Annotated in this window: 16 protein-coding genes and 2 pseudogenes; 16 read left to right on the top strand and 2 right to left on the bottom strand. The window is 33.3% G+C overall.

Translation table 11 applies throughout. From position 1 onward, the window contains the following. Positions 1-31: 31 nt before the first annotated feature. Complete coding sequence (locus NST14_RS14895; protein WP_000346935.1) at positions 32-706, bottom strand: TerC family protein; 675 nt, start codon at positions 704-706, stop codon at positions 32-34. Positions 707-1,011: 305 nt separating this feature from the next. On the opposite strand from NST14_RS14895, the gene NST14_RS14890 reads away from it, so the two are divergent. The 4 genes from NST14_RS14890 (at position 1,012) to NST14_RS14875 (ending at position 5,276) form a co-directional block, all read left to right on the top strand. Beyond that, a complete protein-coding gene (locus NST14_RS14890; RefSeq protein WP_000599624.1) occupies positions 1,012-3,117 on the top strand; it encodes a BglG family transcription antiterminator in 2,106 nt (701 codons plus the stop codon). 13 nt (positions 3,118-3,130) lie between these two features. After that, on the top strand, positions 3,131-3,400 hold the full coding sequence (locus NST14_RS14885; protein WP_000757318.1) for a PTS sugar transporter subunit IIB: 270 nt from the start codon (positions 3,131-3,133) through the stop codon (positions 3,398-3,400). Between the two features lie 24 nt (positions 3,401-3,424). After that, on the top strand, positions 3,425-4,696 hold the full coding sequence (locus NST14_RS14880; protein WP_000459665.1) for a PTS ascorbate transporter subunit IIC: 1,272 nt from the start codon (positions 3,425-3,427) through the stop codon (positions 4,694-4,696). Positions 4,697-4,850: 154 nt separating this feature from the next. After that, entirely contained in the window at positions 4,851-5,276 is a 426-nt protein-coding gene (locus tag NST14_RS14875; RefSeq protein WP_000575898.1) for a WapI family immunity protein, read from the top strand. 39 nt (positions 5,277-5,315) lie between these two features. Here NST14_RS14875 and NST14_RS14870 read toward each other — a convergent pair whose 3' ends face one another. Beyond that, entirely contained in the window at positions 5,316-6,143 is an 828-nt protein-coding gene (locus tag NST14_RS14870; RefSeq protein WP_000551424.1) for a peptidoglycan-N-acetylglucosamine deacetylase, read from the bottom strand. A 222-nt stretch (positions 6,144-6,365) separates the two neighbouring features. On the opposite strand from NST14_RS14870, the pseudogene NST14_RS14865 reads away from it, so the two are divergent. The 12 genes and pseudogenes from NST14_RS14865 to NST14_RS14810 all read left to right on the top strand — a co-directional run. Beyond that, positions 6,366-6,530 (top strand): annotated as a pseudogene (locus NST14_RS14865) (hydrolase); the annotation flags it as partial. A gap of 191 nt (positions 6,531-6,721) precedes the next feature. Then, positions 6,722-7,111, top strand: a complete 390-nt coding sequence (locus NST14_RS14860) for a VOC family protein (protein WP_000800674.1) — start codon at positions 6,722-6,724, stop codon at positions 7,109-7,111. Positions 7,112-7,230: 119 nt separating this feature from the next. Further along, positions 7,231-7,732 (top strand): annotated as a pseudogene (locus NST14_RS14855) (pyridoxal-phosphate dependent enzyme); the annotation flags it as partial. Between the two features lie 222 nt (positions 7,733-7,954). Then, positions 7,955-8,638: a DNA alkylation repair protein gene (locus NST14_RS14850; protein WP_000923435.1), complete on the top strand. Its 684-nt coding sequence runs from the start codon at positions 7,955-7,957 to the stop codon at positions 8,636-8,638. Between the two features lie 16 nt (positions 8,639-8,654). Further along, positions 8,655-9,356 (top strand): nucleotidyltransferase domain-containing protein, encoded by a 702-nt coding sequence (locus NST14_RS14845; protein ID WP_000646301.1) that lies wholly within the window; start codon positions 8,655-8,657, stop codon positions 9,354-9,356. Positions 9,357-9,371: 15 nt separating this feature from the next. Continuing rightward, the gene (locus NST14_RS14840) at positions 9,372-9,917 is read left to right on the top strand and encodes a GNAT family N-acetyltransferase (protein WP_001102434.1); all 546 of its coding nucleotides are present in this window, start codon (positions 9,372-9,374) and stop codon (positions 9,915-9,917) included. Positions 9,918-9,951: 34 nt separating this feature from the next. Next, positions 9,952-10,452: a GNAT family N-acetyltransferase gene (locus NST14_RS14835; RefSeq protein ID WP_000620333.1), complete on the top strand. Its 501-nt coding sequence runs from the start codon at positions 9,952-9,954 to the stop codon at positions 10,450-10,452. 15 nt (positions 10,453-10,467) lie between these two features. Then, positions 10,468-10,989 (top strand): DinB family protein, encoded by a 522-nt coding sequence (locus NST14_RS14830; RefSeq protein WP_000654213.1) that lies wholly within the window; start codon positions 10,468-10,470, stop codon positions 10,987-10,989. A 69-nt stretch (positions 10,990-11,058) separates the two neighbouring features. Then, positions 11,059-11,997 carry a DMT family transporter gene (locus NST14_RS14825; RefSeq protein ID WP_000643675.1) on the top strand — a complete coding sequence of 313 codons (939 nt, stop codon included), beginning with the start codon at positions 11,059-11,061 and terminating at the stop codon, positions 11,995-11,997. 56 nt (positions 11,998-12,053) lie between these two features. After that, positions 12,054-12,455 carry a GNAT family N-acetyltransferase gene (locus tag NST14_RS14820; RefSeq protein WP_001053313.1) on the top strand — a complete coding sequence of 134 codons (402 nt, stop codon included), beginning with the start codon at positions 12,054-12,056 and terminating at the stop codon, positions 12,453-12,455. 112 nt (positions 12,456-12,567) lie between these two features. Next, positions 12,568-13,179, top strand: coding sequence for a hypothetical protein (locus tag NST14_RS14815; protein ID WP_001242153.1), 612 nt, complete (start codon positions 12,568-12,570; stop codon positions 13,177-13,179). 20 nt (positions 13,180-13,199) lie between these two features. Further along, entirely contained in the window at positions 13,200-14,447 is a 1,248-nt protein-coding gene (locus NST14_RS14810; RefSeq protein WP_061184563.1) for a glutathionylspermidine synthase family protein, read from the top strand. Positions 14,448-14,466: the final 19 nt, after the last annotated feature.

Here is a 14,466-nt window from a genome sequence, read left to right as displayed (position 1 = left end):
ATAGTGCCTTTTGTTTGTAAATAAAACATCATCATGAGATAGAACCATCTGTTGCTTTCTGTTTTGCCTTTCCGAAGAAAACTACACCGGCAATAATGATAATGATGAATGCCCATTTTATGAAAGGGTTACTTTCGAAAAATGCAGCGAACCATTTCTCGTCTACAATCATTTTCGCAGCGGTATAAGCTAAAACAGCTGCTCCAATCGTAATGATGATAGGATAACGGTCAACCCATTTTAAAATTAATGTACTGCCCCAAACTACTACTGGAATTGAAACTAATAGCCCGATGATTACTAAAGAAAAGTTGCCATGCGCAGCTCCAGCAACAGCGAGAACATTATCAATTCCCATCAATGCATCAGCAATGATAATGGTTTTAATAGCAGACCAGAAACCTTCTTCCGCCTTAATATCGTGATCTTTGCCTTCAGCAATTAATTTGTAAGCGATCCATATAAGGAGTACACCACCAATTAGAAGTAGCCCTGGTATTTTTAACAACCAAACGACAACTAAAGTAGCGAGGGCTCTAATCGCGATTGCCCCGATAGTTCCCCATATAATAACTTTCTTTTGTTGATCTTTCGGTAATCGTCTTGCTGCTAACCCAATTACAATGGCATTATCACCTGCTAACACTAAATCAATTACAATAATGGCAAGTAAGGCTGACAAATATTCAGCTGAAAGGAAATCCATATACATATCACTCCTTAAGAGTAATATGTGCTAAGCTACTATACAGTATTAAAAATTCTGAGGGTAATATTCATGTTTTATTGAAAAGGAACATGAAGGGGAATAATAGCATTAAACATAAGCTTAAGAAATTTTCAAAGCACAATCTTTGCACTACAGAGAAACAAAAATTTGGACTTATATTTAGAAGCAATAATAGATATTATATTAATAGAAAGCGATTTCAAAAAATCTAATTTTGCAAAGTTAGTATCTATACTTGCAAGTCAATTAGTGAACAAGTATAGAAAGGGTGTACACCAAATATGATATTAGATACTCGAAGTATAAATATTTTGCAACAAATTATTCAAGCAGAGGATTATGTGTCTATAAATCAATTAATTGATGTGATTCAAGTTTCCAAACGAACGCTTTATTACGATATTAAGAAAATTGACGATTGGTTACAAGAGGAAGGATTACATTCTATTGAATATATACGACACTTAGGTTATTGCTTAAATAAAGAAACGAAACAAATGATAGTAAAAAAATTAAATGAGTGTATGAATAATCAATATGAATATTCTCCGAAAGAAAGAAAAATATGGTTAATATTATATTTACTAATACAGGAAAAAAGAATTTTATTGAAAGACTTAATAAATCTTTTGCAGGTAAGTCGTAATACTGTACTTGCAGATTTGAAAAAGCTAAAAGTAGAGTTGAATAAGTATAATTTATCTTTACATTCTTTTCGTAAGGAAGGCTATCAAATTGTTGGAAATGAACAGAGTAAACGAAATTTATTAATTTTAAGCCTCTCTCAAATTATTTCTCAAAATGGCTGGGAGTATTTAATATCACAAGTAAATTATATTATGAGTGATATGGGAAGTGAAACAGATACACTTGCAAGAGAAACATTGTATATTATAAAAAAAATTCTTGCGAATTGTGAAGAGTTTTTAGGTGTCCAATATACAGATGAGGTACTAGAAAATTTAAGCGTTTACATGTATTTGTTCCATAGACGTATTCTAAAAGGTAAGTGCGTCGAGATGGAAGAAGCTGAAAAAAATGTTCTGAAAGATTCAAAGCAATTTGAAGCTGCGAAATATATAGCAAAGCAGTTTGAACGAGCGTTTGTTGTCAAATTTCCAATAGATGAAATCTATTATATTACGACTCATTTGCTAGGTGCAAAAGTAAATTATCAGGAAAATGTTTATGAGAAAAATAACATGGATGAAATACATTCAATTGTTGACTGTATGATTAAAGATTTTCAACACTATGCTTGTGTTTTATTTCAAGACTTTAATGGGTTGTTTACAGATCTATATTTGCATATGAAACCTGCATTTTATCGTGTGAAGTATGGAATAGAAATTGAAAACCCATTACGAAATACAATTCAAGAAAATTATGAAGAGGTATATTTTCTTACGAAAAAGGTAATTCATCATTTTGAAGAATATGTGAGAAAATCTGTTTCCGATGATGAAATTGCGTATGTTACTATGCATTTTGGAGCTTGGATGAGGAAAGAGGGAATCGTTCCCAATCCACGAAAAACAGCATTACTTGTTTGTCCAAATGGCATTGGCACATCACGTATGTTGCAGTATCAATTAGAGAAGTTATTTTCAAACATAGATATATTAAATGCAATTTCAAAACGGGAATATGAATCAAATACATTTGATGTAGATTGTATAATTACGACTACTGAAATTGAAAAAGGGAATGTGCCGGTTTTTAAGGTGAATCCAATTTTATCGGATTCTGAAAAAGCAGCTCTATTAAGAAAAGTAAATGGAGTATTGTATGGAGAGAATCAAAAAGATTCTGTGGATTTAGTGATGGGGATAATTCAAAAATATGCTGACGTAGTGGATGAAGAATCTTTAAAAAGAGAACTGATTGAATTTATGAGTGGTCCGGCGTATTTTGAGAAGGAGGAGAAGTATAAACCAATGTTAAACGAACTTTTAACTAGAGAATTTATTCAGCTTGAAGATCGTGTTGATAATTGGAAAGATGCGATAAGATTAGCGGCTGATCCGTTATTACAAAATCAATACATCTTTAAAGAATATATCAATGAAATGATTGTAAATGTAGAAAAATTAGGTCCTTATATTGTTATTGCACCTAAAATTGCAATACCTCATGCTCGCCCGGAAGCAGGGGTCAAAAAATTGGGGATGAGTTTATTACAACTAAAAGAAAGTGTTCTATTTTCAGAAAAACAAGAGCATGCTGCAAATTTAATTATTGTATTGGCAGCGATTGATAATGAGACACACTTGAAAGCATTAGCACAATTAAGTGAGATGTTATCGGATCCGAAAAATGTGGAAATGTTAATTCATTCAAATTCAATAGATGAAATGCTAAAAATGATAGCTAAATATTCTAATTAAAGGGGAGATTAAAATGAAAAAAGTATTAGTTGTATGTGGAAATGGATTAGGAAGTAGTTTTATTGTAGAAATGAATGTGAAGAAAATTTTAAGTGAATTAGGATTACAAGCAGAAGTATCACACACAGATTTAGCATCAAGTAAATCAGAACAAGCAGATCTATATTTAGGTTCGAAGGATATTATTTGTAACCTTGAAGATGGTAATCGAACAGTTGCTGGATTAACGAATATTTTAGATTTAAATGAAATTAGAGAAGCATTACAAAAACACCTAATGTAGTAACAATGAAGGGGGAGTAGTGCTATGTTTGATATAATTATGAAGGATATTTTAGGACAACCCGCAATATTAGTCGGATTATTTGCTATGTGTGGTTTACTACTGCAAAAGAAAAATTTTGCTGATACGGTTTCAGGGACTTTAAAAACAATTATGGGCTTCGTAGTTTTAGGAGGCGGAGCCACTATATTAATAGGAGCTTTAGATGTTTTTGGTAAAATATTTGATAAAGCATTCCATATTAAAGGGATTATACCAAATAATGAAGCTGTAGTTGCAATAGCACAGCAAACATTAGGAAAAGAAACAGCGTTAATTATGGTATTTGGTATGATTGTGAATTTACTAATTGCACGTTTTACAAAATTTAAATATGTGTTTTTAACTGGTCATCATACATTATTCATGGCATGTTTAATTTCAGCGGTATTTTCAACTACCGGAATGAAAGGTGCTACATTAGTTACTGTTGGATCAATCATTTTAGGGTCACTCATGGTGATTTTTCCAGCATTATTACAACCATATGTTAGAAAAATTACAGGAATGGATGATATCGCAATCGGTCATTTTGGATCAGTTGGATACTTAGCGGCAGGGTTTGTTGGGAGTAAATTTGGAAATAAGGATAAATCAACAGAACAAATTAAAGTACCTAAGTCACTAGGGTTTTTACGTGATACATCAGTTTCTATGTCATTAACGATGGCTGTATTATTCTTTATTGTTGCACCATTTGCGGGTAAGGAGTTTATCGAAACGGAATTAAGTAACGGACAAAATTATCTTGTGTATTCTTTCATGCAAGCAATTACATTTGCAGCAGGAGTATATATTATTTTAGCGGGTGTCCGCATGTTAATTGCAGAAATAGTACCTGCATTTAAAGGGATTGCAGATAAACTTGTACCAAATGCAAAACCAGCGTTAGATTGTCCAACAATCTTCCCATTTGCACCAAATGCAGTTATTATTGGCTTTTTAACAAGTTTTATCGCTGGATTACTTTCCATGTTTATACTTCCATTTATCGGTTTAAGTGTAATAGTGCCAGGGTTAATTCCTCACTTCTTCACAGGAGCAACAGCAGCTGTATTCGGTAATGCAACTGGAGGAAGACGAGGAGCAATACTAGGAGCTTTTGTAAATGGATTACTAATTTCATTCCTACCAGCAATATTATTACCTATATTAGGTGGATTAGGATTTGAGAATACAACATTTGGTGATTCTGATTTTGCAGTTGTAGGTATTTTAATTAGTGAAATTGTGAAGTTAGTAGGATATATTTTTTAATAGATAAGATGAAAAAGACTTGGATTCTTGTAAGGAATGCAAGTCTTTTTTATTATCTTATTAATGAATTTAAAAATTATGATAAAATAATTTGAAAAACATTATTAAATATTAATTGGATAGTCTCTATACTTGAATAATAAGGAGGTAATTTATGATTTTTTTTAATGAAATTGTATCATTACATTTAGAAGCTGTAAAATACGAGTTTAACAATGCATTTGATACATTTGATCGTAATTGGCTAATAATAAAAGTGAAACTTTCAGAGGGAAATAAAGTTTTTGAAACGATGGATCCTTTTTTACAAACTAGCGAATTACAACACATGAAAGAATGGTTTCAGACATTACCGAATCCTACGTATACCCGACTAGACTTCATAGAACCTAATCTGTCGTTTGAATTTATAGGAGAAAAAGAAGAGATATTTCAAATTATAGTTCGTTTATCTATAGAACTAAATCCTTCATGGTGTAAAGAAGAAGAGTACGAATTTTGTATTACTATTACGCAAGAGGATAGAAAAAATATTATTCGTTTGATTGAAGAACAACAAATAAAATTTCCAAAACGATAAAAAAGACTTGATATCCTAAAGGAAATCAAGTCTTTTTTATTACATACGATTATCGTGCCAGAAGTTTAATGGGAAGTGTTCGTTCTCACTATAGGCTTCTAATTCATATCCTTTTTCTTTCAGCCCTTTAATAATACCAGGTACTGCTTTTACGGACTGTGGATGAATGTCGTGCATAAGGATAACTTCTGTTGGCTTGTTTGCACCATTAATAACGTTTTCTACAATTTTAGCTGATGCAGCGTCAACCGGCATTTTGTTATATCTCCAGTCTAATGAATCAATTGTCCAATCCCAAACTTTTAGCCCATTCTCAACAACTTTGTTGCGAAGCGCTTCGTTTAATCCTGGCATTGAGCCGTAAGAAGGACGAGTTAATACTGGTGATTTACCTAGAACGCCAGCGATTAATCCTTGATCTTCTTTCATCTCATCTACGTAATGACCTTCTGTGTAAAGTTTCTTGTAGTTATGAGTCATACTGTGCATCCCAACGTAGTGGCCTTCAGCATCTTCACGCTTTACAAGATCAGGAAAAGCTTTTACATTTGAACCAATAAGGAAGAATGTTGCTTTTGCATTTTCTTTCTTTAACATATCTAAAAGCTCAGCTGTGTATTTTCCAGGACCATCATCAAATGTTAAATAAGCTACTTTTCTAACTTGCCCATTGTATTGTTTTGGAGCTTCTTTCGGTGCAAGAGACGATTGAATTTCACTTACAAGTTGAACAGATTTTGCTTCATCCTCTGTACTTGCTAGAGCAGTATGTGTTGATCCTAAAGCCGCTTCGTATGTAAATAATACCCCCGCGCAAATCAAAATAGCCCTTTTCACTAAAGTTGTCATTCGAATTCCATTGTGCATAATTTTCCTTCTCTCTATAAAAGTTCTACTCTACTATATTAGCAATTATAGGGAGGTAATTGCAAAAAAACTTTTTTACAAGTGCAAAAAAGTTTGTCCAAAAGTATGCAAGATTTCATACTTTCGTATCACTTCATTTTCGTTCCAATTATTGATTCGAATATTTTTGTTTTTTATTAAGATATTGGTAAAGAAACAATGAAATGAAAAGGGAGGGGGAATATGGCTAATTATATTTGCAATACATGTGGAGTACAGTATTCCTAAAATGAAGAAGCACCTTCTCGTTGGAAAATTTGTAATGAAGAAAGACAATATGTGAATCCAATTGGACAGTCATGGACAACATTAGAAACTATGCAAAATAGCAATTTATACAAAAAGGAAGAAATGTTTATTTTATCTTGATATTCATATAATTAATTTTATATGAATTTAATACTAAAGGCCTACTATTTATAAACTAATAGGCCTTTCAACTTAAGTAGTTCTCACACTAATGAGGGATGTTAAAGGAAATATATGTTACCTATAATAATGACTGTAAATCTTTGGAAAATGAAAAGGAGGAGATTTGCATGAAGAATTGGGTTCAATTTAGAATTGCAAGACCAACAGATAAATTTGAAGAAGTTATAAGTTTTTATGAGACGGGGTTAGGATTAAAGCGTATAGGAGAATTTCACAATCATGAAGGATATGATGGAGTTATGTTTGGAGTACCGGATGCCGAGTATCATTTGGAGTTTACAACGCATGTTAACGGAAGTCCCTGTCCGGCACCGACAAAAGATAATTTACTAGTTTTTTATATGCCTAATAAAGATGAAATTGAAAAAATAGTGAATCGATTAAGCAATATGGGCTATCATGAGGTGGAACCAGAAAATCCGTATTGGATAGAGAAAGGAATCACAATAGAGGATCCAGATGGTTGGAGAATTGTGCTAATGAACGCATTTGAATAAAGAAGCTCTTTTCGTATGTAATGAAGTGTAACAAAATGATTGAGTCATAAATCCCTACAGCATTTGTAGGGATTTTTATATAAGAAGATTTAGTTAAGGGAGTTATTAAAAAGTATAGAGTATTAAGTCATATAGAAGGTACAGGCCAAGAAATTATTGTACAAATGAATGGGAAACCAATTCATGCATGGGTAGCATCTGCTGGTATTGGTGGAACTCTAATGGGGGGTATAAAGCAGTAAAGAATTATACAAAAAAATTGAGCTACATTTAGTAATGCCTGCTGAATTGCCTTATGGTTCTGAACAACCACCAAATGATTTAAAGAAATATGCTGGATCAGGTGGGTTCGGCTTAGGAAGGAAACAGGAAGACAATTTGATAGAAAAACAATGGACTTATTCATATGAAGAGACCTTGTATGAAATGGCGCGTTTTTATAATGAAACTAGTATGAAAATAGGAACGTCTGCGGCAGCGAATTTATTAGCCGCTAAACAAATTGGGAGAGAAAAAGGTTCTGATTTTAATGTAGTTACAGTTTTTCCAGACGCAGGGTCCATAGAAGAGTGGTCAGATGTAAAGAGCTTACCAAAAATAAGGAGAGAATCAAACCATTAAAAGTTCTTTCATATTCTATTTCTTACACTATAGGAAATCGATGAAACGAAAACCTGTATATGTAAAATGTACAGGTTTTTCGTAGTGGTTTTAGATGTTTGTAGCAACTAAAAAATTTCACATACCGAATTTAAAAAGTAAATATAGGAAAACCAAAAAGTAATGTAGAATATATCGTACATACATATATGAAGTCAACAGAAAAGATAAAGAGGTGGGTATATGTTACTTGAAGAAGTAATGCAGCAACTAGAGGAATATGGAACAGAACAAAATCGTAAAACGTATAAAAACCACGGAGCGAAAGAACCACTATTCGGAGTTAGTTTTGCTAATTTAAAATTGTTAAAAAAGAAGATAAAAAAAGATCATGATTTAGCAATTTCATTATGGGAAACAAAAAATATGGATGCAATGACATTAGCAACAATGATATTAGATCCAAAAAAAGTTACGACAGAACTACTAAATAAATGGGTACAGGAAGTTGATTATTATTGTTTAATGGACGTTTTAATGACAGCTATTTGTACGTCGCCAATCGCGATAGAAAGAATGGAAGACTGGACAAAGTCTGATGATGAATGGATTGGAAGAGCAGGCTGGGCTTTATTAGCAAATATAGCGATTAAAAATAAAACGTTACAAGATGATGTCTTCTCTCCTTATCTAGATGAGATTAAAGAAAATATACATAATGAAAAAAATAGAAAAAGAGAAGCAATGAATCGTGCTTTAATTGCGATAGGAATTCGTAATGAAGACTTAGAGCAAGCAGCGATTGAAATTGCACGTGAAATTGGAAAAGTACACGTTGATCACGGAGCAACGTCATGCAAAACACCAGACGCAGAGTCGTATATAAAAAAAGCGAGAGAAAGAGCTGCAAAAAAGAAAGTGAAATAAGAAAAGGGGAACGGTTATGAAAGCAATGGAAGCGGCAAAAAGCATCATTACATCACACTTTCCGAATTGTGATGTAGCTTTACTTGGAGGAAGCGTTGCAAGAGGGGAAGCGACAAAAACATCTGATCTGGACATTGTAATAATAGATCCTAGTTTGTCATCTTGTTATAGAGAATCTTTCTATAGTAATGGATGGCCAGTTGAAGTGTTTGTACATAATTTTGAAACGTATAAAACCTTTTTTAAAATGGATTGCGATCGCGGGAGACCTTCGTTACCACAATTAGTTGCAGAAGGTGTTGTATTAAAAGGTGAAAATGAAATTGTTGAAAAACTAAAAAGAGAAGCAAATAATTTACTAAATAAAGGACCAGCAAAATGGACCGAAGAAATGATGAAGCAGAAGCGGTATTTTATTACAGATACTTTGGATGATTTTATTGGTGCATCAAAAAGAGAAGAAGAGTTGTTTATCGCGAATTTATTAGCTGATTTATTACATGAATATGTATTAAGAGTAAATGGGAAATGGCTTGGAAGTTCAAAATGGTTTATAAGGGTACTTAGAAAATATGATGAACAATACGCAGATCAATTTGTAGCGGCGTTCGATCATTTTTATACAACGGGAGAGAAAGGAAACTTAATTACTTTTGTAGAACAAACGCTAGAACAGTATGGAGGAAGAATGTTCGAAGGGTTTTCTATAGGAAAATAAAAAGGGGATAGCATAATGAATGTACCATTTGTTCAATTAAGAGAACTGACATTAGATGATGTAGAAGATCGATATCAATGGTCATTAGATACACAAGTAACGAAACATTTAGTTGTACCAGATCAATATCCACCGTTCACTCGTGAAGATACAAAAAAATGGATTGAAGCATGTATAAATCGAAAAAATGGTTACGAACAAAGAGCTATCACTGCGGAGAACGGCATACATATTGGATGGGTAGATCTTAAAAACTTTGATAAAACAAATAAAAATGCAGAATTGGGAATCGCGATTGGTAATAAAGAATACTGGGGTAAAGGGTATGGAATAGCCGCCCTATATAGTATGTTACATGTAGCATTCTTTGAGTTTGAATTAGAAAAAGTATGGCTACGTGTAGATGAAGATAATTTACAAGCTAGAAAGAGCTATGAAAAGGCTGGTTTTGTATGCGAAGGGTTAATGAGAAATGATCGATTACGTAAAGGTCAGTTCATTCATCGCTATCGTTATAGTATGTTAAGAGAAGAATATCAATCTTTAATTAGTAGTTTGTAAAAATATTATGTTAACTAAAAGGAGATAGAGAAATATGATTCGATTACTTACGAAAGAAGATGCAAAAAAATATTGGGACTTACGTTTACAAGCATTACAAGTAAATCCAGAGGCATTTGTAACAACTTATGAAGAGGCGATTCACCAAGAAAATCCGATTAAGCGAGTGGAAAGTAATTTAACAGCTGCTACTAGTTGTACATTTGGTGCTTTTAATGAAGATCATCAATTAGTTGGAGTTGTTACTTTACTAACAGAAGAGAAAGAGGCGTATAAACATAAAGGCCATATCGTTGCGATGTATGTAGATGCAAGCAATCGAAGAAGTGGCCTTGCACGTGAGTTAATACGTAAGGCAATCGAAAAAGCAAGAGAAATGAACTTGGAACAATTGACATTAGGTGTTGTATCCACTAACGAGCCAGCAAAAAGGTTGTATGAATCAATAGGCTTTAAAACGTATGGGATTGAAAAGAGAGCTATAAAGATGAATGGTGTGTATAGTGATGATGAACATATGGTTTTGTTCCTTTAAAAGAGGGAGTTTACTATGAAAGATCTCTATTTAGAAAAAAATATGAACCCGCAAGTAGCAATTCTATATGCGACAGTTGCCGATACATTTAAACGGTTGCAAAAGTTAGTAGAGGGTACCGATGAGAAAGAACTGTCTTTTAAAGGGTTAAAAAATAATGAAAATAGTATTGGACAACTACTTCAACATTTAGCAGTTGTCGATTTGCATTGGGTATACCGCTTAAAAGGAGAACCCGTTCCACTGGCACTTGATAATATATATGGACCTATGTTAAATGAAGCAGGAGAGCTGCCCAGTTTAAGAAAACATACATTGCAACAATTAATGCAAGATTATGAAGCAGTGCAACATATGTTTTATGAGGAATGTTTGAAACTAACAGAAAATGATTTAACACGAGAGGTTTTTTATGAAAAGGGAGAAAATGCGACTATAAGGTGGGGAATATGGCATATAGCTGATCATAATCGGTACCATCAAGCTCATATTAGTCAGTTAAGAAAACTATATAGAGCTAGAATGCATACAAGATAAAGATTTCGAATTTTAATTATATTTAATTTGTTGTATAGTATAAGAAGAAACTAAACAAGGGGTTTTATAATGAAAGCTATTGCAGTAGGGATATTGGCATCATTTTTCTTTGCCTTTACCTTCGTTTTAAATCGGGTAATGGACCTAGAAGGTGGAAGCTGGATTTGGAGTGCATCATTACGGTACTACTTTATGGTTCCAATGCTTTTACTTATTGTCATGTATAGAGGGAATTTAAAGCAACTCTTTCAATATATGAAAAACAATCCGAAAGAATGGTTAGTGTGGAGTATCGTTGGATTTGGTCTCTTCTATGCACCACTTAGTTTTGCTGGAGCTTTCGGACCTGGTTGGCTCGTTGCATCAACATGGCAAATTACGATCGTAGCAGGGATTTTGTTAACACCATTTTTTGCAGTAGATCCGTTACATAAAAAACTCCCAATGAAGGAATTAGTTATGTCGGGTATTATTTTATGTGGTGTTGTACTTATGCAAGTAGAACATGCTTCTTCATTAGGAATTCGTGAAACCGTTTTATGTGTCGTTCCTGTACTTATTGCAGCGTTTGCGTACCCTCTTGGAAATCGAAAAATGATGCAAGTTTGTAAAGGGGAATTAGATGTATTTCAGCGAGTTCTCGGTATGACATTAGCAAGCTTACCATTTTGGTTTTTACTATCTGGTTATGAAGTATCAACAGGTGGTCTACCGTCAAGTAGCCAAGTTTTCCAATGTTTTATTGTAGCAGTTAGTTCTGGCTTAATCGCAACGGTATTATTCTTCTTTGCGACAGATCTTGTAAAAGATGATCCGCAAAAACTAGCAACAGTGGAAGCAACTCAGTCCGGTGAGGTTTTATTTGCGCTAGTAGGAGAACTTATCTTGTTATCTGCACCAATTCCGTCATCTTTATCTTGGATTGGTATGAGTCTAGTTATTATTGGAATGATACTACATAGTTATGTAGCGGTCGTTGTGAAGAAAGAAGAAAAAATAACGGCGTAATGAGATTAGCTCTTTATATAAAGAGCTAATCTTTTTTCATAGAAAGGAATGATGATATGAATTTGCAACGCGTTGAACAAATTGAGAAAGATCCCATTTTAAATGTACTACAGTATGCAGTCGGACCAAGTGAAACTAGCTTAAAGAAAGCAGTTTTATTTTATGAAAGGAATAAAGCGACTTTGCATAGATATGAAGAAAAGGCTTGCATAGGTATTGAAATAATTGGAGCAAAGAAAGCGAGAATTTGTCATATAGCAGTCGTTCCACAATATCGTCATAATGGAATTGCGTGGCAAATGATAAAGGAAGTATTAAGAATGCATCAATTGATGTATCTAGAGGCAGAGACAGACGATGAAGCGGTAGAATTTTATAAAAAAATTGGTTTTCAGGTTAAAAGTTTAGGAGAAAAATATCCGGGGGTTGAAAGGTTTTGTTGTTATTTGGAAATGTAGTATAAAAATATATAAATATACATCTTATGTTTAGTTTGAAAAAAGTGATATTTACATTATATAATAAAGGTATCTGGAAAAATATAGATAATAGAAATTAGGTGTATAACACATGAGAATGGATAAAAGTAAATTTATAAAAATTGCTACTTCAATAGGAGTGTCATCTTTTTTATTAACGGGCTGTGGCGATTATGAAGAAGATACTGCCCAGCAAGAAAGTACTGCTGTTAAAACAGATGGTGCAAAACAAGGAAATGAACAAGAAAGATTAAATTGTGATGATAAAGCTCCAACTAATGAAAATGTAGAAAAAGATGAGTTATGTAAGGAAAATAATCCGTCATTTTCTTCTTATCATGAAAATTCACATTTACCGATACTGCCGTTCGTTGCAGGATATTTATTAGCAAGCAGAACTTCAAATATGAATTATGCAGTAAAACCGAATATAATGAAGAAACCGTATGCAAATAACATTATTCCATATCGTGAAAAAGACCAAAGTAGAACTGGAGGCAGCGGTGGTGGCGGGTATTACGGCGGAACTAACAGTAACAATAGTAATTCTTCCAATAAAGTAGATTTAAATAAACAGCAGCCAAATCCATCAAATAAAGTAACACCAGATACAAATGCGCCGAAATCATCTACGACACAAACGCCGAAAGTGAATTCTGGTTCTAGTGGAATTGGGAATGCAAAAGCGCCAGCCGGATCATAACACGAAAGGATAATAGAATCATGTATACAGAACAAGAACAGAAAGAGTATATGAAAGTATGGTTTTCACTTGCAGAAGAGGCTGGTCGGAATGGGTTTACTTGGCCGAGTCTATTAGAAAATGAAGAATGGAATCAATATATGGCAACAGGTATGTATCGTATGCCAGTAAAAACTTATACTGCTATTTCAAAAGCGACAGAAGAAATTATGTATGTGTTATATAGAACGTATCAATACATTCTCAATACGACAGAAGATTTTCAAAAATTAGGATTTCCAGCTGAAACGTGGGAAATTGCGAGAATGAAACATACAGGTTTATTTTCATATTTTACAAGGTTTGACTTTATCGTAAATGGTGAAGATATAAAGTTAATAGAAGTAAATTGTGATACACCAACAGGTTATTTAGAGCCATCTGTCGCAAATGAAGTGTTATGCCGTTATCACGATGTAAATCATCCAAATCATATAGAGGAGCATATTGTGCAGGCGTGGGAACAAATTAAACATGACTATAGTATAGATCCTAGAGAAACGATTTATTTTACGAGTTATGATTGGCATGATGAAGACCATCAAACAGTTCAATTTTTAAGAAGCTATTGTTTAGATCAGTCAACGGATTATATAGGTATTCAAGATATCGTTGTTGCAGATGATGGTATATATACGCAAAATGGTGAGAGAATTCATTATTTATATAGACTATATCCAATTGAATATTTAGTTTCAGATGCTGATAAAAGCGGGAAAAGAATTGGACTCCAGTTTTTAGATCATATAGCGCAAGGCAGAGTGAAAATCATTAATCCACCAGCTGCTTTTCTTATGCAAAATAAAAGTGTACTCGCATTAATTTGGCAACTTTACGAAGAAGAAGTTTTCTTTAAGGAAGAGGAGCGAGGAATCATTCAGAAATACTTCCTACCAACATATTTTACAAATAAACCGTTTATAGAAAGAAATGAATCCTATGTTTCTAAACCTTTATACGGCCGTGAAGGCGGAGGAGTATCTATATACGAAAATAATGAACTATTAGCTGAAGATAAAACAGAGTATTACTTTGAACAGCGGAAAATATATCAGCAATACATAGAAATGCCAGACTATACAATTGACACGTGGGACGGTCCGTATACTGGTAAACTATTAATTGGTTCACACTGTATTAGCGGGAGAGCTGCTGGTTTATTTTTACGTGTAGGTGAGAAAATAACAGGAAATTTATCGATGTTTACTGGAGTTACAATTGAAGGATAAATGAAACAAAGAGCTTATC

It is taken from the genome of Bacillus sp. FSL W8-0519 (assembly GCF_038005585.1).
In the GTDB taxonomy this organism is placed as follows: Bacteria; Bacillota; Bacilli; order Bacillales; family Bacillaceae_G; genus Bacillus_A; species Bacillus_A paranthracis.
The sequence above is the reverse complement of the archived record's forward strand: the minus strand, read 5'-3'. Positions and strand labels throughout refer to the sequence as shown.

Excerpts from the sequence above, each read along its gene's own strand:
- NST14_RS14895 (WP_000346935.1), bottom strand. The coding sequence starts at position 706 with ATGGATTTCCTTTCAGCTGAATATTTGTCAGCCTTACTTGCCATTATT.
- NST14_RS14890 (WP_000599624.1), top strand. The coding sequence starts at position 1,012 with ATGATATTAGATACTCGAAGTATAAATATTTTGCAACAAATTATTCAA.
- NST14_RS14885 (WP_000757318.1), top strand. The coding sequence starts at position 3,131 with ATGAAAAAAGTATTAGTTGTATGTGGAAATGGATTAGGAAGTAGTTTT.
- NST14_RS14880 (WP_000459665.1), top strand. The coding sequence starts at position 3,425 with ATGTTTGATATAATTATGAAGGATATTTTAGGACAACCCGCAATATTA.
- NST14_RS14875 (WP_000575898.1), top strand. The coding sequence starts at position 4,851 with ATGATTTTTTTTAATGAAATTGTATCATTACATTTAGAAGCTGTAAAA.
- NST14_RS14870 (WP_000551424.1), bottom strand. The coding sequence starts at position 6,143 with ATGCACAATGGAATTCGAATGACAACTTTAGTGAAAAGGGCTATTTTG.
- NST14_RS14860 (WP_000800674.1), top strand. The coding sequence starts at position 6,722 with ATGAAGAATTGGGTTCAATTTAGAATTGCAAGACCAACAGATAAATTT.
- NST14_RS14850 (WP_000923435.1), top strand. The coding sequence starts at position 7,955 with ATGTTACTTGAAGAAGTAATGCAGCAACTAGAGGAATATGGAACAGAA.
- NST14_RS14845 (WP_000646301.1), top strand. The coding sequence starts at position 8,655 with ATGAAAGCAATGGAAGCGGCAAAAAGCATCATTACATCACACTTTCCG.
- NST14_RS14840 (WP_001102434.1), top strand. The coding sequence starts at position 9,372 with ATGAATGTACCATTTGTTCAATTAAGAGAACTGACATTAGATGATGTA.
- NST14_RS14835 (WP_000620333.1), top strand. The coding sequence starts at position 9,952 with ATGATTCGATTACTTACGAAAGAAGATGCAAAAAAATATTGGGACTTA.
- NST14_RS14830 (WP_000654213.1), top strand. The coding sequence starts at position 10,468 with ATGAAAGATCTCTATTTAGAAAAAAATATGAACCCGCAAGTAGCAATT.
- NST14_RS14825 (WP_000643675.1), top strand. The coding sequence starts at position 11,059 with ATGAAAGCTATTGCAGTAGGGATATTGGCATCATTTTTCTTTGCCTTT.
- NST14_RS14820 (WP_001053313.1), top strand. The coding sequence starts at position 12,054 with ATGAATTTGCAACGCGTTGAACAAATTGAGAAAGATCCCATTTTAAAT.
- NST14_RS14815 (WP_001242153.1), top strand. The coding sequence starts at position 12,568 with ATGAGAATGGATAAAAGTAAATTTATAAAAATTGCTACTTCAATAGGA.
- NST14_RS14810 (WP_061184563.1), top strand. The coding sequence starts at position 13,200 with ATGTATACAGAACAAGAACAGAAAGAGTATATGAAAGTATGGTTTTCA.